Annotated in this window: 17 protein-coding genes, 1 pseudogene and 1 riboswitch; all 18 genes and pseudogenes read left to right on the top strand. The window is 46.3% G+C overall.

Going from position 1 to position 21,945, the window contains the following annotated elements; all coding sequences use genetic code 11:
- Window positions 1–257 precede the first annotated feature (257 nt).
- The 18 genes and pseudogenes from DW965_RS03560 (at window position 258) to metK (ending at window position 21,936) form a co-directional block, all read left to right on the top strand.
- Window positions 258–1,913, top strand: a complete 1,656-nt coding sequence (locus DW965_RS03560; RefSeq protein WP_117510673.1) for a putative manganese-dependent inorganic diphosphatase — start codon at window positions 258–260, stop codon at window positions 1,911–1,913.
- Between the two features lie 104 nt (window positions 1,914–2,017).
- Complete coding sequence (locus tag DW965_RS03555; protein WP_117510675.1) at window positions 2,018–2,617, top strand: flavin reductase family protein; 600 nt, start codon at window positions 2,018–2,020, stop codon at window positions 2,615–2,617.
- A gap of 349 nt (window positions 2,618–2,966) precedes the next feature.
- Window positions 2,967–4,300, top strand: a pseudogene (gene gdhA, locus DW965_RS03550) (NADP-specific glutamate dehydrogenase).
- Window positions 4,301–4,730: 430 nt separating this feature from the next.
- Window positions 4,731–5,084 (top strand): Hpt domain-containing protein, encoded by a 354-nt coding sequence (locus DW965_RS03545; RefSeq protein ID WP_055220310.1) that lies wholly within the window; start codon window positions 4,731–4,733, stop codon window positions 5,082–5,084.
- A gap of 287 nt (window positions 5,085–5,371) precedes the next feature.
- Window positions 5,372–6,817 (top strand): uracil-xanthine permease family protein, encoded by a 1,446-nt coding sequence (locus DW965_RS03540; protein ID WP_117510677.1) that lies wholly within the window; start codon window positions 5,372–5,374, stop codon window positions 6,815–6,817.
- A gap of 476 nt (window positions 6,818–7,293) precedes the next feature.
- Window positions 7,294–8,214 (top strand): extracellular solute-binding protein, encoded by a 921-nt coding sequence (locus DW965_RS03530; protein ID WP_119198036.1) that lies wholly within the window; start codon window positions 7,294–7,296, stop codon window positions 8,212–8,214.
- A gap of 44 nt (window positions 8,215–8,258) precedes the next feature.
- On the top strand, window positions 8,259–9,137 hold the full coding sequence (locus tag DW965_RS03525) for a hypothetical protein (protein ID WP_119198035.1): 879 nt from the start codon (window positions 8,259–8,261) through the stop codon (window positions 9,135–9,137).
- A gap of 90 nt (window positions 9,138–9,227) precedes the next feature.
- A complete protein-coding gene (locus DW965_RS03520) occupies window positions 9,228–10,139 on the top strand; it encodes an ABC transporter permease (protein WP_238046142.1) in 912 nt (303 codons plus the stop codon).
- Window positions 10,140–10,153: 14 nt separating this feature from the next.
- Window positions 10,154–11,041, top strand: a complete 888-nt coding sequence (locus DW965_RS03515) for a carbohydrate ABC transporter permease (protein ID WP_117510684.1) — start codon at window positions 10,154–10,156, stop codon at window positions 11,039–11,041.
- A gap of 177 nt (window positions 11,042–11,218) precedes the next feature.
- Entirely contained in the window at window positions 11,219–12,238 is a 1,020-nt protein-coding gene (locus DW965_RS03510; RefSeq protein WP_055268266.1) for a sugar kinase, read from the top strand.
- Between the two features lie 39 nt (window positions 12,239–12,277).
- Window positions 12,278–12,781 (top strand): shikimate kinase, encoded by a 504-nt coding sequence (locus DW965_RS03505; RefSeq protein WP_055226307.1) that lies wholly within the window; start codon window positions 12,278–12,280, stop codon window positions 12,779–12,781.
- Window positions 12,782–13,118: 337 nt separating this feature from the next.
- Complete coding sequence (locus DW965_RS03500; protein WP_117510690.1) at window positions 13,119–14,408, top strand: UDP-N-acetylglucosamine 1-carboxyvinyltransferase; 1,290 nt, start codon at window positions 13,119–13,121, stop codon at window positions 14,406–14,408.
- 235 nt (window positions 14,409–14,643) lie between these two features.
- A complete protein-coding gene (locus tag DW965_RS03495; protein ID WP_118595206.1) occupies window positions 14,644–15,054 on the top strand; it encodes a TIM-barrel domain-containing protein in 411 nt (136 codons plus the stop codon).
- A 293-nt stretch (window positions 15,055–15,347) separates the two neighbouring features.
- Window positions 15,348–17,510, top strand: coding sequence for a PTS transporter subunit IIABC (locus DW965_RS03490; RefSeq protein ID WP_119198034.1), 2,163 nt, complete (start codon window positions 15,348–15,350; stop codon window positions 17,508–17,510).
- A gap of 27 nt (window positions 17,511–17,537) precedes the next feature.
- Complete coding sequence (locus DW965_RS03485; protein ID WP_022461277.1) at window positions 17,538–18,374, top strand: PRD domain-containing protein; 837 nt, start codon at window positions 17,538–17,540, stop codon at window positions 18,372–18,374.
- Between the two features lie 4 nt (window positions 18,375–18,378).
- Window positions 18,379–18,636, top strand: a complete 258-nt coding sequence (locus tag DW965_RS03480; RefSeq protein WP_055267256.1) for an HPr family phosphocarrier protein — start codon at window positions 18,379–18,381, stop codon at window positions 18,634–18,636.
- A gap of 23 nt (window positions 18,637–18,659) precedes the next feature.
- Entirely contained in the window at window positions 18,660–20,288 is a 1,629-nt protein-coding gene (gene ptsP, locus DW965_RS03475) for a phosphoenolpyruvate--protein phosphotransferase (protein WP_119198033.1), read from the top strand.
- A gap of 221 nt (window positions 20,289–20,509) precedes the next feature.
- Window positions 20,510–20,622, top strand: a riboswitch (SAM riboswitch).
- A 126-nt stretch (window positions 20,623–20,748) separates the two neighbouring features.
- Window positions 20,749–21,936, top strand: coding sequence for a methionine adenosyltransferase (gene metK / locus DW965_RS03470; RefSeq protein WP_055267252.1), 1,188 nt, complete (start codon window positions 20,749–20,751; stop codon window positions 21,934–21,936).
- The last annotated feature ends 9 nt before the right edge of the window (window positions 21,937–21,945 follow it).

The raw sequence follows: 21,945 nt of genomic DNA, 5'->3' as shown, positions 1-21,945 counted from the left end.
CTTTGACCAGATGAAAAAAGGATGGTAATATGTGTGTAGTCGTTACCAAAATTACTGAGACGCGCACTTGCTGCGCGGCTGCAGGAGAAAGTGATTCAGGTGGCCGCCCGGAACTTCGCGGAGCGAATTTGCATGTGCAGGGCGGCGGTTACTGGTCACGAAGTGAGCAGTAACTGTAGTCGTTACAAAAAAAGAAGTAAAACTACCGGGACGAACTTACTGTATACCACAAACATACAGAAGGGAGGAGTACTATTATGAAATCAAATTCAAGAGTTTATGTAATTGGACATAAAAATCCGGATACGGATTCGATCTGTTCGGCGATTGCCTATGCGGATATCAAAAACAGAACGGATAAAACAAAAACCTACGTGGCACGCCGTGCCGGTCAGATCAATGAGGAGACCGAGTATGTACTGAAGCGCTTTGGGGTGCGTGCGCCGGGCTACCTGCCGAATGCGGGAACGCAGGTAAAGGAAATTGAGATTCACGAGGTGCCGAGCGTGCCGGGTACGATTTCCGTGAAAAAAGCGTATTCCATGATGAAAAACAACAATGTAGTCACACTGCCGATTACTTCGCCGGACAATGATCTGCAGGGCGTGATCACGGTCAGTGATATCGCGGAATCCTATATGGATTCTTATGACAGCCATGTCATGTCACTGGCAAGGACGCAATACCGCAGTATCGCGGATACGCTGGACGGATCTGTCATTGTCGGAAATGAGCATGGATATTTTATCCGCGGAAAAGTCGTTGTCGGCGCATTCCATCCGGATACGATGGAGAACTACATCGAAAAAGATGACCTTGTCATTCTCGGAAACCGTGCGGAGGACCAGCTCTGTGCAATCGAGATGGATGCAAGCTGCATTATCGTCGGACTTGGCGCAAAGGTGACGAAAACGATTCAGAAATTTGCAGAGGAAAAATGCTGTGTGATCATCAGCAGTCCGCATGACACGTATACGATTGCGCGTCTGATTAACCAGAGTATTCCGGTCAAATATCTGATGCGCAGAAGCAATCTGATCACGTTCAACACCGAAGATTTCCTCGATGATATCAAAGAAGTTATGAAAAATCAGAGACACCGCGATTTCCCGATTCTGAACAAGAAAGGAAAATATGTGGGAACGATTTCCCGTCGGAACCTGATCGGAAATGCAGGAAAGAAACTGATTCTCGTCGATCACAATGAGGAATCACAGGCGGTCGATAACGTCAAAGAGGCGGAGATTCTCGAGATCATCGACCATCATCGTCTGGGATCACTTGAGACGATGGCGCCGGTTATGTTCCGCAATGAGCCGGTGGGCTGCACGGGAACGATTATGTATGAAATTTATAAGGAAAAAGAGCTGGAGATCGCGCCGAACATCGCAGGACTGCTCTGCGCAGCCATCATTTCCGATACGCTGATGTTCCGGTCGCCGACGTGTACGTTTCTTGACAAAGCGGCAGCAGAGGCACTGGCGGACATTGCAGGCATCAGCATTCCGGAGTTTGCATCCGAAATGTTCCGTGCAGGAAGCAACCTGAAAGATAAATCACCGGAAGAAATTTTCTACCAGGATTTCAAAAAATTCATCATGGGAGATGTTACGTTTGGTGTCGGCCAGATTACATCCCTCGATGCGGGCGAGCTGGAATCCATCAAGGAACAGCTTCTGCCGCAGATGGAAAGCGAGTGCGGAAAACACGGCATCGAGATGGTATTCTTTATGCTGACCAATATTATAGAAGAATCTACAGAGCTTCTGTATTATGGAAGCGGGGCAAAGGAAGTCATCGAAAAAGCTTTTGAAGATCTTCCGGTCAACGAGGTCAGCTGCGAGCTGAAGGGTGTTGTGTCGAGAAAGAAACAGCTGATTCCGGCATTTATGATGGCGCTGCAGAATCAGTAAAAACAGAAAAAATAAAAAAGCGTGGTTCCGGGCCTGAAAACAGATCCGGGGCACGCTTTTTTCGGTCATAAAAGGGTGAAAAAGAGGAAAGGAAAGAAATAAGAATGGGAAAACAGACATGGAAAGCGGGAAATATGCTGTATCCGCTGCCGGCGGTCATGGTGTCGGTGCGCGGAAAGAACGGGGAGGACAACATCATCACCGTTGCCTGGGCCGGCACGGTGTGTACGAATCCTCCGATGGTATCGATCTCGGTGCGGCCGGAACGCTACAGCTATCAGATGATCAAAGAGAGCGGTGCGTTCGTCATCAACCTGACGACGGAGGACCTCTGCTATGCGACCGACTACTGCGGCGTGCGCTCGGGAAGAGATGTGGATAAGTTCAAAGAGATGAAACTGACGAAAGTCGAGGCGGAGGAGATTTCCGCACCGATGATCGGGGAGTCGCCGGTTAATATCGAGTGTAAAGTGGAGCAGGTGCTCGAACTGGGCTCGCATCACATGTTTCTTGCAAAAGTTGTGGCTGTCCATGCGGATGAGGCATACATGGATGAGCGCGGCCGCTTCGATCTGAACCGCGCGAAACCGATTGTGTATTCCCACGGAGAGTACTTTGGAATCGGGAAAAAGCAGGGAACCTTTGGCTGGAGCGTGAAGAAAAAATCGAAAACACCTAATATAAAAACAAAAAACCGCAGCTAATCTTTATTTTCTAAAGAATCAGCACGCGAAATTTTATAGTACTTTCGGTAAAAATATACAAAATCGACAAAAATACTGGGTAAATATTAGAAAACGCTACAAAATCATGATTTATTAGGAATTTTTTGCGTGAAATATTGCAAAAACCGGATATTTTATGCTATAATATCAAACAATCGTTGACCTTATAAAATTAAGTGATCCGGAGGACGGGAGAATCCACCGGAGACGCGAGAGAGTGCGGAAATGATTTTCTCCACGCTTTAAGGCTGATGAGAACCGCAGATGGATCTTTTAAAGAAATCTTTCTGCACTACATTAAGGGAGAAATTTCAAGGAGGAAACTAACATGTCATACGTAGATGAGGTTATTGAGTCCGTAGTTGCAAAAAACCCAGCTGAGCCGGAATTCCATCAGGCAGTCAAAGAGGTTCTGGAATCTCTTCGCCCTGTTATTGAAGCAAACGAGGAAAAATACAGAAAAGTCGCTCTTCTGGAGAGAATGGTAGAGCCAGAGCGTCAGATCAAATTCCGTGTGCCGTGGGTAGACGATAAAGGACAGGCTCATGTAAACACCGGATATCGTGTACAGTTTAGCAGTGCAATCGGACCTTACAAAGGAGGAATCCGTCTGCATCCTTCTGTAAATATTGGTATTATCAAATTCCTGGGATTCGAGCAGGTATTCAAAAACTCACTGACCAGCCTTCCGATCGGCGGAGGTAAAGGTGGTTCTGACTTCGATCCGAAAGGAAAATCTGACAGAGAGATCATGCATTCTGCCAGAGCTTTATGACAGAGCTTTGCAAATATATCGGCGCAGACACCGACGTACCGGCTGGTGACATCGGAACAGGCGCAAGAGAGATCGGCTTCATGTTCGGACAGTACAAGAGAATCCGCGGCGTATACGAAGGCGTTCTGACTGGTAAAGGTTTAAGCTACGGCGGATCTTTAGCAAGAACAGAGGCTACCGGATACGGACTGCTGTACCTGACCCAGGAGCTGCTGAAACTGAACGGCATCGACATCGCAGGCAAGACCGCTTGTGTATCCGGTTCCGGAAACGTTGCAATCTATGCAATCGAGAAAGCTACTCAGCTTGGTGTGAAAGTTCTCACCTGCTCTGACTCCAACGGATGGGTTTACGATCCAGACGGAATCGATGTAGCTGCATTAAAAGAGATCAAAGAAGTAAATCGTGCTCGTCTGACCGAGTACAAGAAATATCGTCCAAACTCCGAGTACCACGAAGGACGCGGCGTATGGGTTGTAAAAGCAGACCTTGCTCTTCCTTGCGCAACTCAGAACGAGCTGCTGCTTGAGGATGCAAAAGCACTTGTTGAGAACGGATGCACTGCAGTATGCGAGGGCGCTAACATGCCTACTACTCTGGAAGCAACCAAATATCTGCAGGAGCACGGCGTAATCTTCGCACCTGGAAAAGCTGCAAACGCAGGTGGTGTTGCAACATCCGCACTCGAGATGTCCCAGAACTCCGAGCGTCTGTCCTGGACCTTCGAAGAAGTTGATGCAAAACTGAAGAGCATCATGATCAACATCACACACAACATGGTTGATGCTGCAAAACGTTACGGCCATGAGGGCGACTATGTTATGGGCGCTAACATCGCAGGCTTTGAGAAAGTAGCTGACGCTATGATGGCTCAGGGAATCTGCTAATCTGATTTTGAGAAATCCAAAGGGATCTCCGGTTAAGAACGGGGGTCCCTTTTTGCATAAAAGATAGAAGAAACACAGAAAAATAACGAAAATTACAGGGTACAAAAAACATTACATTTTGCAACGAGACTAGACAGAAGAAATAGACTTTCACGCGGTACCGTGTGAATAAAACGACAGAATATGCGAGTGAGTTGTATTATTATGCATAAATGCAATATACAGGTAATATAAAAACCTAAGAAAAACGTAAGAAAAAAGATATTTTATGTTCAGAAATAGAGCGTATAGTAAACAAAAATAATGCAAAAATAATGAAAAGCAGAAGTTGACAAGAGCTTGCGCGAGAAATATAATTATTTATGTATTGATAAAGAACTTGTTTGCATTAATATGTAATGAATTTGCATACAGGGAAGAGGAAGAGAAGATGACATTAAAAGATTGCTACATGCAGATGGGAGCAGATTACGAGGAAACCGTTCAGCGGCTTCGCAGTGAATCTCTGATTCAGCGGATCATTTTAAAATTTCCTCAGGATCCGAGCTATCAGGAGCTTTGCCAGGCACTGGCGGACGGAAATATTGAGGTTGCATTCCGTGCAGCTCATACATTAAAAGGCGTGTGCCAGAATCTTGGTTTTAAAAATCTGTACGAGCCAAGCGCCGAGCTGACCGAGCGGTTAAGACCGCTGCAGGAGACCGAGACGGATGATCTGATGCAGAAGGTGACGGAAGAATATAACCGCACCGTAAAAGCGATTGAGGATTTCCAGAACGCTTAAATTGAAGGAAGAAAACAAGGAGACATTGATCTGTGAGATGAGGAACACAGACCGGTGTCTCCTTTTTATGGAATTCTGTACAAGATGCGGGTTGACGGGAAAAAAGAAACATGATAATCTTTTTACATAAAAGCACAGCTTATGAAGAAGACTTGTTTAAAAAGAAAAACTTATAAGTATCTATAAGAAAAAACAAGGACGCTTTGCCGGAAAAATTCCGGCTGTGCAGGGCATATTCCATACCGAAAGGCAAGGCAGCCCAAATCTACAAAAGCAGGAGAAAAGCAATGAAAAAAGAAAAAAGTTCAGCTATGGGAACCCCGTACACCTTTGAAGGACGGATTCCGCTGAAGCAGGCGATTCCGCTTGGATTGCAGCACGTAATGGCGATGTTCATAGGAAACCTTACCCCGCTTCTGATCATCATGGGAGCGTGCGGTCTGACGGCGGATGCGGGCTACGGTGCACTTCGTACGGCTCTTTTGCAGAATGCAATGACAGTAGCCGGTATTGTAACACTGGTACAGATGTTTTCGATTGGACCGATCGGCGGTAAAGTGCCGATTGTTATGGGTACATCTTCTGGATTCCTCGGCGTATTCAAGAGCGTGACAGCCGTGCTGGGACAGGGCGCGCTGACGTACGGCGCTATCCTTGGTGCGACAATTGTCGGCGGTCTGTTTGAGGGCGTGCTTGGCGTCTGTTTAAAGCCGCTTCGTAAATTTTTCCCGTCGGTTGTTACCGGCTGCGTCGTTATGGCGATCGGTCTTTCGTTGATTCCGGTTGGAATCAATTATCTCTGCGGCGGTTCCGGAACGAACGATTACGGTTCCATACAGAACCTGTTCCTTGGCATGGTCGTTCTGATTGTAACGCTGGCACTGAAGCACTTTACAAATCCGAAGGGAATCTTAAGCACGGCTTCAATTCTGATCGGTATTTTAGTCGGCTACGTGGTAGCTATTATTATGACCATGGTTCTGCCGCATACCGGAACGGCGGTTCTTGAGGATGGAAGCACTGTTTCCTATACATATTCCTGGGTTGTCAATTTCCAGCAGGTAAAAGATGCGTCCTGGTTCGCACTCCCTGGTATTGCAGGCTTTGGAAAACTGGCTGAGGTAAAACCAGTCTTCCGTGTGGAGGCAATTCTCCCGGTAGCGATCATGTTCATCGTAACAACCGTTGAGACGGTCGGCGATATCTGTGCCTGCGTAGAGAGCGGTATGGACCGCGAGGCAACCGATTCTGAGCTTTCCGGCGGTATCATCTGCGACGGTCTCGGATCCAGCTTTGCAGCAGCACTCGGCGTTCTCCCGAATACTTCTTTTGCACAGAACGTCGGCATTATTTCGATGACAAAAATCGTAAACCGTATGGCACTTTCCTGCGGAGCCATTTTCCTGATCCTCTGCGGACTCTGCCCGAAGATTGCAGCATTTGTATCCATTATGCCGCAGTCCGTACTCGGCGGTGCAGCCGTTATGATGTTTGCGTCAATTCTGGTTTCCGGTATCCAGCTCATCACAAAAGAGCCGATTACGAGCCGTGAGATCACGATCGTTTCTGTTGCACTGGGTCTTGGCTACGGCCTTGGTTCCACAGCGGGAGCAACTTCTGAGCTTCCTTATTATATCCAGCTGATTTTCGGCGGCTCCGGTATTGTTCCGGCAGCTGTTGCGGCGATTGTACTGAATATTATTATTCCAAAAGAGAAGAAAAAAGCAGAATAAAGAACAAAAAAAGAAAAAGAACCTCTTATGTTTCCGGAAAGAAGTATTCCCGGGGAGAGATAAGAGGTTCTTTTTTCTTGTGCTGCCCGGCATTCGGAGGGAACTGCCGGTAGAAGGCTCTGCAGGTAAAATGTCTGAAAGTACGAGAAATATACAAAATGACGGAAAAAGCACAAAAAATCCGTCAATAGGTAAAAGAATAACGAAAAAGAAAAAGTCAAGATTGACTATAAATTTTAAAATAGTGTACAAAATCGACAATATGAATTAAAAAAACGAAATAAATTGTGAAAAATACATAAAAAATGCTTGTCAAAACGGGTGGAGAAGAGGTATAATCATTGCATAAAAAGTGTGACGAAAATGTGAAAGTTTTAGGCAAAACGTATGATCAAAAACAATGGATTCTTCGTAAGCCTGGACAAAAGCAACAACGGAGCACGCAAAAAGAACGTAAATCACAAGGAGGACACCAAATGAAAAAGAAAGTAATTTCTGCATTACTGGCAAGCACCATGATCGTAAGCCTGGTAGCATGTGGCAGCACTGGAGGAGACAGTTCTGACGCAAACAGCAAGAGCAGCGGCACAACAGCATCAAGTACGGCAGGCGGCGATGAAGCAAAGGATACCTCATCGGACAGCGGCTCCGGCGATGCAGCAGGTTCTGGTGACTGGATCGCAGCAGCTGATGAAGCAGATGATGCTGCACCTGGTGAAAATGATGACCGTGCATTTGCAAAATTCGATCATGTCGTAGAAGTACATTATGGATATCAGATCGACCCGAAGGATACCACACTTCCGGACGGCGATTCCGTAGATAACAACCAGTACACCAGATACCTTCTGGATAACTACAACATCAAAGTTGTCTGCGACTGGACTGCAGGTAATGCATCTGACTTCCAGCAGAAAGTATCTCTGGCAATCGCATCTGCTTCCCTTCCGGATGCAGTCGTTGCACCAACCCGTAACTACCTGGTACAGGCAGCAAGAGCAGATCTTCTTGCAGACCTCTGGCCGGAGTTCAACCAGTACGCATCCAAACAGGTAAAAGAAATCATCGAGACTACCGAAGGACGTGCGATCAACAATGCAACCGTAGACGGAACCTTCTGTGCACTGCCAAACATATCGGTAGATACCGATGGTGTTTACCTGTACTTTATCCGTCAGGACTGGCTGGATCAGTTAGGACTGGAAGTTCCGAAGACCGTAGATGAACTCGGCGAAGTAGCTCAGAAATTTAAAGACGCAGGTCTCAGCCCGGATTATGCAATCGCAGGTATTGATAACGGCGGAAGAACCTACTCCAACTTCCTGAACTCCTCCAACAACGGATACGGTTCGATGCTGTATATCAGGCATTCAATGCAACACCGGGGTATTTTCTGAAAGATGATTCCGGCGAACTGTACTGGGGAACTACAACAGATGAAATGAAAGAAGCCCTTACCACCTTACATGACTGGTATGAAAAAGGCCTCATCAACCCGGAGGTTGGAACCACAACCAACGGCGACAATGCAAACAATGTTAAGAACGGAACCTGCGGTATCTTCATGGGACCATGGTGGAGCCTTGGATACGGAAACCCGGATTCCTTCCGTAACGATAACAATGCAAACTGGCAGGCATATCCGCTGTACACCAAAGACGGTGAGTGGAATGTTCATATGAAAGACGTTGGAACCACTTATACTATGGTAAACAAAAACGCATCGGATGATGTGAAGAAAGCCATTGTTATCATGAACAACGTACTCGTTCGTGATGAGTCTACCTTCGATACTTCTGTAGCAATCGGCTGGTATCCGCTGCGTAACACCATGGCAGCTACCGACGAGTGCGAGTATGAGTATGATGCACTGATGGGAATCATCAAAGGCGAAGCAAGCGCAGATGATTATCAGCAGGGCGGAAGCAAATTCAACGGTCTGTACAAGAACCTGGCAAACGATGCCGCAACTCTGAAAGACGTTATCTCTGAGGACTATGACGGATCCAGAGATCTGACAGTAACCGATATGGATGTCAATACCAACAACGGACAGTTCAACAGATTCTATGCACTGCTGATTGGTGATCGTCCATACGCAACACTTGAACCGGATCACAAGATCTATTCTGAACTGTACTACACCATCGACGGAATGGATACCTACTGGACGCAGATCTCTGACCTGGAAGACAAGAGTGTCCTTCAGTTCATCACTGGTGCGAAGAGCCTTGACGAGTGGGATCAGTTCTGCACCGACTGGCATGTACAGGGCGGCGATCAGATCCTTGAGCTGGTAAAAGACTACCTGGCTGAGTAATTTATGTAAATGTATGATGTGGAGGGTGGGGTACAGGAAAACCTGTACCCCACTACTTTAAAAAAAATGACATCAAAGGAGGAGCTTGCCGTGAAGAAGAAAAAAGGCCGTCTCGGGCTGTCAAATTCCTTTCACTATACGTTAATGGTTCTGCCGGGTTATATCTGGCTGTTTATGTTTTCTATCGTTCCGATGGTTGGTATTGTAATGGCATTCCAGGATTACAATCCGAGCAAAGGATGGTTCGGCTCTCCGTGGGTAGGTTTGAAATGGTTTAAATACCTGACCGTTATCCCGGATGCAAAACGGGCACTTGTCAATACTCTGATTATTGCAATCGCAAAGGTTATCCTGAATATCATCATTCCGCTGGTGTTCGCACTGCTGCTGAATGAGGTAAAGAATATGAAGTTCAAAAAGACGGTTCAGACGATCGTATATCTGCCGCACTTCGTATCCTGGGTTATCCTTGCAAACATCATCACCAATATCCTTGGCGCAAACGGAATTTTCAACACGGTCCGCAGCGCAATGGGTGCAACGGATACCGTTCTTCCGATGACCATGCCTGGCATCTTCCGTCAGTTACTGATCGGAACTGATGTATGGAAAGAGTTCGGTTACAACGCAGTTATTTATCTTGCAGCGCTGACCGGCATCAGCCCGAGCCTTTACGAGGCAGCCGCAATCGACGGCGCAAGCCGCTGGAAACGTGTATGGCACATCACCATCCCGGGACTGGTTCCGACCATCGTTCTTCTGACCACACTGGCAATGGGCAACGTTCTGAATGCAGGTTTCGACCAGGTATTCAACATGTACAACCAGCTGGTTATTGAAACTGGTGATATCATCGATACATACGTATACCGTATTGGTATTACAAACATGCAGTTCTCGCTGGCTACTGCAGCAGGTCTCTTTAAATCTGTTGTCAGCTTCGTGCTGGTTGTTACTTCTTATGTTTGTGCTTACAAGTTTGCTGATTACAAGATTTTCTAAGGAGGGCAGAAATTATGATAGAAAGCAAGAGTTTTGGCAGCAAAGCGTTTAAAGTCATAAATGCTATCATCCTGATTCTCCTGGCATTCAGCTGTTTTTATCCGTTATGGTATACGTTCTGCGTATCTATTTCTTCAAAAGCAGCCGCTGAGGGCGGTCTTGTAACGATTTACCCGATCGGATCAAACGTAAAATCCTACAGCCTGATTATGGGTGATTCCGCATTCTGGAATTCCTTCTGGATTTCCATCAAGCGAGTTGTGATTGGAACCATATGGACCATGGTTGTCCTGATTATGATGTCCTATCCGCTGGCAAAGAGCAAAACAGAGTACAAACCGAGAAACGTCCTGATGTGGATCCTGGTATTCTGTATGCTGTTCAATGGTGGTACCATTCCGTGGTTCATCACCGTTAAAAATTATGGTATGATCGATACGATGGCAGCACTGGTTCTGGCTGGTTCTGTTCCGGTATTCAACGTACTCCTGATGATGAACTTCTTCCGCGGCATCCCGGGAGACCTCGAGGAGGCAGCCCGTGTAGACGGCGCCGGCCCGTGGCGTATCCTGTGGCAGATTGTAGTTCCGTGTTCCAAACCGGTTATCGCAACCATCGTCCTGTTTACATCCGTTGGTTACTGGAACGAGTATTTCCAGGGCCTGGTATTAATGAACAAAGAGACGAACTATCCGTTACAGACCTACATCCGTCAGATCTCCGTTCAGATCCCGGTAGGCGTAACCCTGACTGCAGAGCAGTATCAGCAGTTAGCACAGAACTCCAACAAATCACTGGAGGCAGCAAAGGTATTTATCGCCCTTGTTCCTATGCTGATTGTATATCCGTTCCTGCAGAAATACTTCGTAACCGGTATTACACTGGGAGCAGTAAAAGAATAATGAAATACACGAAAAGAGGCTTTCTGAAGCGAAACAGAAAGCCGCTTTTTTTGTGCTTTTCTGCGATGGAAAACGGGGGTGGTTTCCGCAGGTTTTTCTTGCGTACGTGGGGAAAACAGCGTAAGATAAAGAGGTATTGAGACAAAAGAGCAAATTGCTTTTGGAAGGAATTTTAGTATGAAGGTACTTACTTTTGGAGAAGTGATGCTGCGTCTGAAAACACCGGAGCATCTGAAAATTTTACAGGCAGATACATTTGAAGCCAATTACGGCGGCGCGGAGGCGAATGTTGCGGTTTCCCTGGCGACACTCGGGGACGATGTTTCGTACGTGACAAAAGTGCCGGAGCACCAGGTGGGACAGGCAGCCGTCAATGAGATCCGCCGGTTCGGCGTCGATACATCCCGTGTGCTGCGGGGCGGCGGACGCGTCGGTATTTACTATTTTGAAAAGGGAACGAATATCCGCCCGACGAGCGTGGTTTATGACCGCGCTTACAGCGCAATTGCAATGGCAAAGGCAGAGGAATTTGACTGGGAAAAACTGCTTGATGGCGTAGATCTCTTTTATTTTTCCGGTATCACGCCTGCCATCAGCACAGAGATTGAAAAAGCGCTGGAGAACGCTCTGGCGCTCTGCAGAGAGAAAAAAATCCAGGTGGTATGTGATCTGAACTACCGCGGAAAAATGTGGTCCACGAAGGACGCACAGCGCGTTATGCGCCGTCTGATGGCGTATGTGGATGTCTGCATTGCAAACGATGAGGATTTTGAATCATCACTTGGCATTCCGGCGTACGACGGAGATATGTCGCGCGGCATTGAGCAGATCGAGTCTTACAAAGAGGGCATGCTGGAAATCCAGAAGCAGTTCCCGAACTGCAAAGCGGTTGCGAGTGTGCTGCGCAATCTCTACACCGTGGAGGACGGCGACTGGATGGGAATTTACCTGAAAGACGGAAAATTCTACGAGAGCCCGGTTCATAAAGTACACAGCTTTGAGGCAGTCGGAGCCGGTGATGCATTTGGCGCGGGACTGATCCATGCGATGCTTCATGATTTTGAGCCGCAGAAAGCCATCGACTTTGCGATTTCCGCAAGTGTCTTAAAGCTGATGATCCAGCACGATGCCAATGTGGCGAGCGAAACAGAGATCGAGCAGATCATGAAGCAGGGAGGAACGAATCTGCAGAGATAGGATAGAGAAAAATTTACGAGACAGCAGGAGGAATAAATCTTGAATAAACGGAATATTATCTTAATAGGAATGCCGGGAGCCGGCAAAAGCAGCGTTGGTGTTATTCTTGCAAAGGTGTTGGGATATGAGTTTATTGATACGGATCTTGTGATCCAGCATCGGGAGAAACGTCTTCTGCGCGAGATCATTGCGGATGAAGGAAATGAAGGCTTTCTTGCGATTGAGAATGAAGTCAATGCGACACTGGAAGCCAACAAAAGCGTCATCGCGCCGGGCGGCAGTGCCATTTACGGAAAAGAGGCGATGGAGCATTTTAAAGAAATTGGAACCATCGTTTACCTGAAGCTGTCGTATGAGGATCTGGCGAAACGTCTCGGAAACCTGAAGGGACGCGGCGTCGTGCTGAAAGAGGGCCAGACGCTGAAGGATCTTTACGATGAGAGAAGTAAATTATATGAGCAGTATGCCGAGATTACGGTTGACGAGAGCGGAAGGGATATCCAGGGCACGATCCTGGCGCTCCGCGAGCAGATCGGCATGTAAAACAGAATTGGTGGAATATTCAGGGAAATTTTGAAAACATACGATTATATCATAATAAGGGAAATGTTCTGATAGTTAGAAATTACATATAACGTTTCTCTGAATATTCCTGACCGGAAACGATGGAAAAAGACGGAAATAGCACAGAATGTATTAAAATTGATTTACAAAGTATTAGATTTGAGTTAAGATAAGGGGAGACTGAAAAATAACTGCGGGGAGCAGTGCGTTTCAGCGTATCTGGAGTGTGTAAAAAAACAGGAAAAAGACTTTGATTCGTTAGATATTGGATAAAACACACTCGTTAAGTATGAGAAAGAAAATTTGAGGTGAATATATGGAACAGTATGTCATCAGAGGTGGAAATCCTCTTGTGGGCGAAGTGGAAATCGGGGGAGCAAAAAACGCGGCGCTTGCAATTCTTACGGCAGCAACGATGACCGATGAGACGGTCCTGATCGAAAACCTGCCGGATGTCAGTGATATTAATGTACTTCTGGAAGCAATCGCAGAGATCGGAGCCACCGTGGACCGCATCGACCGCCATACCGTGCGGATCAATGCAGCAACCATCGGAGATCTGAGCGTTGATTATGAATATATCAAAAAAATCCGTGCGTCTTATTATCTTTTAGGCGCGCTGCTTGGAAAATACAAAAGAGCGGAAGTTCCGCTTCCGGGCGGATGTAACATTGGAAGCCGTCCGATCGACCAGCATTTAAAGGGATTCCGCGCACTCGGTGCTGAGGTAAGCATCCGTCATGGCGCAATCGTGGCAAGTGCGGCAGATCTGCATGGAAGCCACATTTTCCTGGATATGGTTTCCGTTGGAGCCACCATCAACATCATGATGGCAGCTTCGATGGCAAGAGGAAATACAACGATTGAGAATGCAGCGAAAGAGCCGCACGTTGTCGATGTGGCGAACTTCCTGAACAGCATGGGAGCAAACATCAAAGGAGCAGGAACCGATGTGATCCGGATCAAGGGTGTCGATACCCTGCACGGAACCAGCTATGCGGTCGTACCGGATATGATCGAGGCAGGTACGTATATGTTTGCAGCAGCAGCTACAAAGGGCGATGTGCTGATTAAAAACGTGATTCCAAAGCATCTGGAAGCAACAACCGCAAAGCTCGAGGAGATTGGCTGCGACGTAGAAGAGTTTGACGATTCCATCCGTGTGAGCGCAAGCAAACGTCTGGGCAGAACACACGTAAAGACACAGCCGTATCCGGGTTACCCGACCGATATGCAGCCGCAGATTGCGGTTACACTGGCACTGGCAAACGGTACGAGTATTGTAACAGAGAGTATTTTTGAAAATCGTTTTAAATATGCGGATGAGCTGGCACGTATGGGCGCCTGTATTAAAGTAGAAGGCAACACGGCGATCATCGACGGCGTAGAGAAATTTACCGGAGCAGAGGTTTCCGCACCGGATCTTCGCGCCGGAGCAGCACTTGTTATTGCAGGTCTTGCAGCAGAGGGTGTTACCGTGGTGGATGATATTGTATACATTCTGCGCGGATACGAGGATTTCGATGGAAAGCTCCGAGGACTCGGCGCTGAAATTGAGCGCGTGAATAATGCAAAGGATATCCAGAAATTCCGATTAAGAGCGTAAAAACAGCATAAAACAGATGTTGACAAAAAGGACGGTCCAATAAAAGGTACCGTTCTTTTATTTTACTTTATTGCGAAAAAATTGGCTTAAATTTTACTACTATTATTGTGAATTATTTTTTACCTTTCAAAGCTGAGGCGGTCAGTGTTGGTAAAAAAAGATATTTAAAAAGGTACAAATTTATATCGGAAATGAGGAACGTCCGAATATAGAAGATTACCTTTCCTCTGTGCAGATGGGATTGTGGATGCCATTATCCAGAGCGCACGGTAAAACACCGCGGGAACCATGGCAGTATGGAGATATGGCATTAAAAGAAGTAAAAAAATGGATTAACTTCAGACATCGACTTGTGCCATATCTTTATCACACCGCCTGCCAGAGTCATCAGTCTGGTATTCCAATGATTCGTCCGCTTGTGATGGAATATCCGAAAGATCCAATCGCAAAGATACAGAATCTGTCTTATATGCTTGGTGATGCATTGCTTATTTCACCCGGATTTGACAGAGATGAATATGAACTGTATCTTCCGGAAGGCCGGTGGCAGGATATTGAAAGTAAAGAAGTATTGCATGTGCCTGCACAACTATGGAAACAGGAAGATCTTGAATTTATGACATTTCAAAAAAAAGATGTTGATTAGCTATTGTGCACAAAATAGATGCATAAGAATGTGAAAAATGGATAAAAAGAAAAAAGCTGAAATCATAAGAACTGACTTGACAAAAGAGATTTATCTGTGCTATATTCAACTACAGTTGTAGTGTGTAACTCGATTTTTGGAGGCATTAACTATACATAACAGGAATTGTTTATGTGGGTTAGTGTCTCTTTTTTGTGCTCTGTTTTAGAAAAAAGAGTACAGACCGGCTAAAAAGATGCAAAACCGCAGAAACTTTTCTTGTAAAAAGTATAAACTACACAAGGAGTAAAAAAATGAAGGACAAAATTTTTAGTGTTCTGCAGCGAGTGGGAAGAAGCTTTATGCTCCCGATCGCAATTCTTCCGGTAGCCGGACTTTTACTGGGAATCGGAAGCTCATTTACCAATGCAACCACAATTGAAACGTACGGGCTGACAAGTTTGCTCGGCAACGGCACAATTCTTCATGCGCTGCTGGTGATCATGAACAAAGTAGGAAGTGCGGTGTTTGATAACCTGCCTCTGATTTTTGCGGTAGGTGTTGCAATTGGTATGGCAAAGAAGGAAAAAGAGGTTTCTGCCCTGTCAGCCGTTATTGCATATTTCGTTATGAATACAGCGATTAACGCAATGCTGACTATTACGGGTCAGATTCTGGAAAACGGAGAAATTGCAGAATCCGTTCTGGAAGGAACCATCACTTCTGTCTGCGGTATTCAGTCGCTGCAGATGGGTGTGTTTGGCGGTATTATTGTCGGTCTTGGAGTCGCAGCACTTCATAATCGATTTTACCGGATCCAGCTTCCGAACGCACTTTCTTTCTTTGGAGGTACTCGTTTTGTACCAATTATTTCTACGATCGTCTATATGTTTGTGGGAATTTTAATGTATTTTGTATGGCCGGTTGTACAGAACGGCATTTATGCGCTGGGTGGCCTGGTAACCGGCTCCGGTTATGCTGGAACGCTGATTTTCGGTCTGATTAAGCGAGCACTGATTCCATTTGGTCTGCATCACGTATTCTATATGCCGTTCTGGCAGACGGCAGTCGGAGGTACCATGGAAGTGGCAGGACAGATGGTGCAGGGCGGACAGAATATTTTCTTCGCACAGCTTGCGGATTCTGCGAATGTCGCACATTTCAGTGCAGATGCAACGAGATATTTCTCCGGAGAATTTATTTTTATGATTTTCGGACTTCCGGGAGCGGCACTTGCCATGTACCATTGTGCGAAACCGGAGAAGAAAAAAGCAGCAGGCGGTCTGCTTCTTTCCGCAGCACTTGCGTGTATGGCAACTGGTATCACAGAACCGCTGGAATTCTCTTTCCTGTTTGTTGCACCGGCGTTGTTTGTCGTGCAGGTTATTCTTGCGGGAACAGCTTATATGATCGCACACATCCTGAATATCGCAGTAGGTCTTACCTTTTCCGGCGGACTTCTGGACTTCTTCCTGTTCGGTATTCTGCAGGGAAATGAAAAGACAAGCTGGATGAGGGTGATTCCGGTCGGCATTCTTTATTTCTTCCTGTATTATTTTATCTTCAAATTCATGATTAAAAAGTTTGATTTTAAGACACCGGGTCGCGAGGATGATGATGTGGAAACCAAGCTTTATACGAAAGCAGATGTAAATGCAAGAAAAGAGGCGCAGAGCGATGGGGTGGCATCGGAAGATGCCATGAGTGAAGCGATCACAAAAGGTCTTGGGGGAAAGAAAAATATTTCGGATGTGGACTGCTGTGCGACAAGACTGCGCTGTACTGTTCATGATGCAGCGAGAGTCAGCGATGGTATTTTAAAGGCGACAGGGGCATCTGGCGTTGTGCATAAAGGAAATGGTGTACAGGTTATTTACGGACCCAATGTAACTGTGATAAAATCAAATTTAGAGGATTATCTGGAAAAAGCTTCGAATACGTATGCGGAAGCAGAAAATACACCAACCCCAAAAGAGGCGGAACCGACGCAGGAAACAAAAGAACAGAAGGTTGTGGATACGATTACTGTCTGCAGCCCGATAAGCGGACTGGCAGCCGACCTTTCTACTGCGCCGGATGAAGCGTTTGCGGAAAAGATGATGGGAGACGGCGCTGTTGTGACACCGGAAGATCCTTATGTGCGTGCTCCGGAGGACGGAGAGGTCGCGTTTGTTTTTGACACAAAACATGCGATTGGATTTGTAACCGATTCCGGGGTCAGCCTTCTGATTCATGTCGGAATTGATACAGTAAAACTGAACGGAGAGGGATTTGAGGCACTGGTAGAAAGCGGTCAGACCGTGAAAAAAGGTGATCCGATGCTGAAGCTGGATCTGGAATATCTGAAAACACATGCGCCGTCGGTTACGTCACCGGTTCTTTGCACAGAGCTGGAGGAGAACCAGAGAATCCGTCTTTTGACAGACGGACCGGTAAAAGCAGGAGATCCTTTATTTGCGATTGAGATTCTCGCGTAAGCTGTGCCTTAAAAACGGGTGAGAAGAATGTACAGGATAGCAAAAACACTGAACCACAATTCATTTATTGGTGTGGAAGAAGAAAATAACCGGGAATATCTGGTCATGGGGAAAGGAATTGCATTTGGGAAAAAAACGGGACAGCGTGTACAGCCGGGAGACGATGCCCGCATTTATTCCCTGACAGAGATGACGGAGCGAGGAAATGCCAGAACCATTGTACAGGGCGTTTCTCCGCTCAGCCTGGAGCTGGCGAGTGCCGTGCTTGACGAGGCAGAAAAGGAATTTGGAAAAATTGACCGTTCCATCGTCTTTCCAATGGCAGATCATCTGGATTTTGCTGTCCGGCGGATTCAGAACGGTGAGCAGATCAGCAATCCGCTCACCGACGATATCCGTGTGATGTTTTACAAAGAGTATAAAGTTGCTTCCTGTATCAGGGAGCTTTTAAAAGAACGGCTTCAGATCGAAATTGATGAACATGAAATCGGCTATCTTGCACTTCATGTTCATTCGGCAATTGTGGAGGAAAATGTTTCACAGGCCATGGAAGTAGCAAGAGCAGTCCGGGAGAGCATTTCTTTGGTGGAGCATATCACCGGGCATACCATCGATGTGATGTCGTTGTCGTATAACCGTATGATGAACCATATCCGCTATATGGTTGCAAGAGCGGTCAGTGGGGAAAAACTGAAAGTAAATATGAATGACTACATGTCCGTAAAGTTTCCGAAAGCCTTTCAGGCGGCGAAACGAATCTGTGAGGAGATGGAAAAGAGGCTGAAACTTCCGATGGAGGAGATCGAAATTGGATATCTCGCTATGCACATAGAACGGATTATGGACAGAGAAGAAGGAGAATAAAAGCATGAAAACATTTGAATATACCATTAAAGATGAACTGGGAATCCACGCAAGACCGGCAGGAATGCTGGTAAAGGAGGCAAAAAATTTTGCATCGGAATGCACCATCACAAAAGATGGAAAAACGAAAAAACTGACTCAGCTGATGATGCTGATGTCACTTGGTGTAAAGCAGGGAGATACCGTAACCGTTGCAGCAAACGGAGAGGACGAAGATGCAGCGATTGAGACGCTGAAAGCGTTTTTCGAAGCAAATCTGTAAAAAGTACGCTCGGAGGATAAAAAATGCAGTATTTTCAGGGGAAATCCGTATATAAAGGAATTGTTATGGGACCGGTTGCGGTTCTGAAGAAAAATGATTACCAGGTTAAAAGAGCCCGGATTGAAGATCCGGAAGCAGAAGTAAAACGTGTGAAAGAAGCCGTGGAGGTTTCGAAAAAACAGCTTGGCAGACTGTATGACAAGGCAGTCCGGGAAGTTGGAGAGGCAAGTGCGGCGATCTTTGAAGTCCATCAGATGATGCTGGAGGATGAGGACTATCTGGAATCAATGGAGAACATGATCCGGACAGAACTGGTAAATGCAGAATATGCAGCGGCAGCAACCGGCGATAATTTTGCAGAGATGTTTGCAGCTATGGATGATGAATATATGAAGGCACGTTCCGCAGATGTAAAAGATATTTCCGAACGTCTGGTCCGCAATTTAAGCGGAGAGGGAGATAACGACCTGAGCTCTATGGAACCATCTGTTATAGTGGCAGACGATTTAAGTCCGAGTGAAACTGTACAGATGGACAAAGAAAAAATACTTGCGTTTGTGACTGTGCATGGATCTACCAATTCTCATACTGCGATTCTTGCGCGAATGATGAATATTCCGGCATTAATCGGCGTCCCGATGGATTTAAACAGTCTGAAAACAGGCATGACGGCCGTTGTAGACGGTTTTTCAGGTCAGGTTATCTTTGAGCCGGAGGAGGATGTGCAGAAGGAAACCGAAAAAAGAATGCAGGAAGAAGCAGAAAAACAGAAGCTTCTTGAGGAGTTGAAAGGAAAAGAAAATATTACACCGGATGGCCGTAAGATCAACATCTATGCAAATATCGGCAGTGTTGGTGACCTTGGCTATGTGATGGAAAATGATGCCGGCGGAATCGGACTTTTCCGAAGTGAATTTCTCTATCTTGGAAGAAATGATTTCCCAACGGAGGAAGAACAGTTTCAGGCATATAAACAGGCCGTGCAGACCATGGCAGGCAAAAAAGTGATTATCCGTACGCTGGATATCGGGGCAGATAAGCAGGTAGAATACTTTAATCTTGGAAAAGAAGAAAATCCGGCGCTTGGGTACCGTGCAATCCGGATTTGTCTGAAACAGCCGGAAATTTTTAAAGCGCAGCTTCGCGCATTGTTCCGCGCAGCCGTTTACGGAAACCTTTCTGTCATGTATCCGATGATCACATCAACAGAAGAGGTAGAAAAAATCTACGCAATTGTTGCAGAGGTAGAGGAAGAGCTGAAAGCACAGGAAGTGCAGTATAAAATTCCGGAGCAGGGCATTATGATCGAGACACCGGCAGCCGTGATGATCAGCGACCGTCTGGCGGAAATGGTGGATTTCTTCAGCATCGGAACGAATGACCTGACGCAGTATACCCTGGCGATTGATCGTCAGAATGAGCAGCTGGATGATTTCTACAATCCACACCATGAAGCCGTTCTTCGGATGATTCGCATGGTGGTGGAAAATGCACACAAATGCGGAAAATGGGCAGGAATCTGCGGGGAGCTCGGTGCAGATCTGACATTGACGGAGCAGTTTGTACGAATGGGAGTGGATGAGCTTTCTGTTGCTCCGTCCATGATTCTGAAGCTGCGGAAGATTGTCCGCGAGATGAAAGCAGAAGAGTAGAAGAAAAGATACAGCAGATAAGAAAACTCTCTGTTTTGGAGAGTTTCTTATCTGTTCACAAATAACAGAAGATACAGCCGAAAAATCAGAAAAAAAGAAAGGATGTTTGGGACAACAGTAAGAAAATGTCTCAAATCCTTTTATTTCCTCTTGACGAATGGCGTATTTTGCGATAGTGTATCAGAGTAGCAAAAAACAAAATCAAAAATTCAGTTGCTTTTCTCTTATTCAGAGTGGTGGAGATACATAGGATCTGTGAAACCACGGCAACCCCCAGACAGAATAGTCTGTACGGGAAGGTGCCAGCCTGAGCGAAATTTTCGAACAATAAGGGGATTTGAACATTACTATTCAGGTCCGCTAAAAATTGCGGATCTTTTTTTACGAAAAAATGTTCAGGGAAAGCCAAAGCCCACGAACGAAAAGCAAAAGAGAAGAGAAGAAAAAAAGGAGAAAAAGAATGGAAAAAAGACTGTTTACTTCTGAGTCTGTAACCGAAGGACATCCGGACAAAATCTGTGATGCCATTTCTGACGCGATTCTGGATGCGCTGCTTGAGCAGGATCCGATGAGCCGTGTAGCTTGCGAAACCTGTACTACAACAGGATACGTTATGGTAATGGGTGAGATTACATCCAACGCACACATTGATTTCCAGCAGGTTGTACGTGATACCGTTCGCGAAATCGGCTACGACCGTGCAAAATACGGATTTGACGCAGATACCTGCGCTGTTGTAACTGCAATTGACAAACAGTCCACCGATATCGCTATGGGTGTAGACAAAGCGCTCGAAGCAAAAGAGAACAATATGAGCGATGAGGAGATCGATGCCATTGGAGCAGGAGATCAGGGAATGATGTTCGGATTCGCAACCAACGAGACCGAAGAGTACATGCCATACCCGATCTACATGGCACACAAACTGGCTCGCCAGCTGACCAAAGTCCGCAAAGACGGTACTTTAACATACCTGCGTCCGGACGGAAAAACACAGGTAACCGTAGAGTACGATGAGAACGGCAAACCGTTCCGTCTTGATGCGGTTGTTCTTTCCACTCAGCATGATCCGGAAGTATCCCAGGAGCAGATTCATGAGGATATCAAAAAATACGTATTCGACGAAATCATTCCGGCAGACATGGTAGATGAGCACACCAAGTTCTTCATCAACCCGACCGGCCGTTTTGTAATCGGCGGACCTCACGGAGATTCCGGCCTCACCGGACGTAAGATCATCGTAGACACCTACGGCGGATACGCTCGTCACGGCGGCGGAGCTTTCTCCGGAAAAGACTGTACAAAGGTAGACCGTTCTGCAGCTTATGCAGCACGTTACGTAGCAAAGAATATCGTAGCAGCAGGTCTTGCCGACAAATGCGAGGTCCAGCTTTCCTACGCAATCGGTGTCGCTCATCCGACCTCTATCATGATCGACAGCTACGGCACAGGAAAACTGTCCGACAACAAACTGACCGATATCGTTCGTGAGAACTTCGACCTTCGTCCGGCTGGAATCATCAAAATGCTGGATCTGCGCCGTCCGATCTACAAACAGACTTCCGCTTACGGCCACTTCGGAAGAAACGATCTGGATCTGCCGTGGGAGAAACTGGACAAAGTAGAAGACCTGAAGAAATACCTCTAATTTCAGGTT

The sequence above is a fragment of the Blautia sp. AM47-4 genome, assembly GCF_003479865.1.
In the GTDB taxonomy this organism is placed as follows: Bacteria; Bacillota; Clostridia; order Lachnospirales; family Lachnospiraceae; genus Fusicatenibacter; species Fusicatenibacter saccharivorans.
This window is presented reverse-complemented; position numbering and strand designations above follow the sequence as displayed.

Coding starts and splice junctions, on each gene's coding strand:
- DW965_RS03540 (WP_117510677.1), top strand. CDS start 5,372: ATGAAAAAAGAAAAAAGTTCAGCTATGGGAACCCCGTACACCTTTGAA.
- DW965_RS03515 (WP_117510684.1), top strand. CDS start 10,154: ATGATAGAAAGCAAGAGTTTTGGCAGCAAAGCGTTTAAAGTCATAAAT.
- DW965_RS03545 (WP_055220310.1), top strand. CDS start 4,731: ATGACATTAAAAGATTGCTACATGCAGATGGGAGCAGATTACGAGGAA.
- DW965_RS03495 (WP_118595206.1), top strand. CDS start 14,644: ATGGGATTGTGGATGCCATTATCCAGAGCGCACGGTAAAACACCGCGG.
- DW965_RS03525 (WP_119198035.1), top strand. CDS start 8,259: ATGAAAGAAGCCCTTACCACCTTACATGACTGGTATGAAAAAGGCCTC.
- DW965_RS03555 (WP_117510675.1), top strand. CDS start 2,018: ATGGGAAAACAGACATGGAAAGCGGGAAATATGCTGTATCCGCTGCCG.
- DW965_RS03500 (WP_117510690.1), top strand. CDS start 13,119: ATGGAACAGTATGTCATCAGAGGTGGAAATCCTCTTGTGGGCGAAGTG.
- metK (WP_055267252.1), top strand. CDS start 20,749: ATGGAAAAAAGACTGTTTACTTCTGAGTCTGTAACCGAAGGACATCCG.
- ptsP (WP_119198033.1), top strand. CDS start 18,660: ATGCAGTATTTTCAGGGGAAATCCGTATATAAAGGAATTGTTATGGGA.
- DW965_RS03480 (WP_055267256.1), top strand. CDS start 18,379: ATGAAAACATTTGAATATACCATTAAAGATGAACTGGGAATCCACGCA.
- DW965_RS03510 (WP_055268266.1), top strand. CDS start 11,219: ATGAAGGTACTTACTTTTGGAGAAGTGATGCTGCGTCTGAAAACACCG.
- DW965_RS03490 (WP_119198034.1), top strand. CDS start 15,348: ATGAAGGACAAAATTTTTAGTGTTCTGCAGCGAGTGGGAAGAAGCTTT.
- DW965_RS03530 (WP_119198036.1), top strand. CDS start 7,294: ATGAAAAAGAAAGTAATTTCTGCATTACTGGCAAGCACCATGATCGTA.
- DW965_RS03560 (WP_117510673.1), top strand. CDS start 258: ATGAAATCAAATTCAAGAGTTTATGTAATTGGACATAAAAATCCGGAT.
- DW965_RS03485 (WP_022461277.1), top strand. CDS start 17,538: ATGTACAGGATAGCAAAAACACTGAACCACAATTCATTTATTGGTGTG.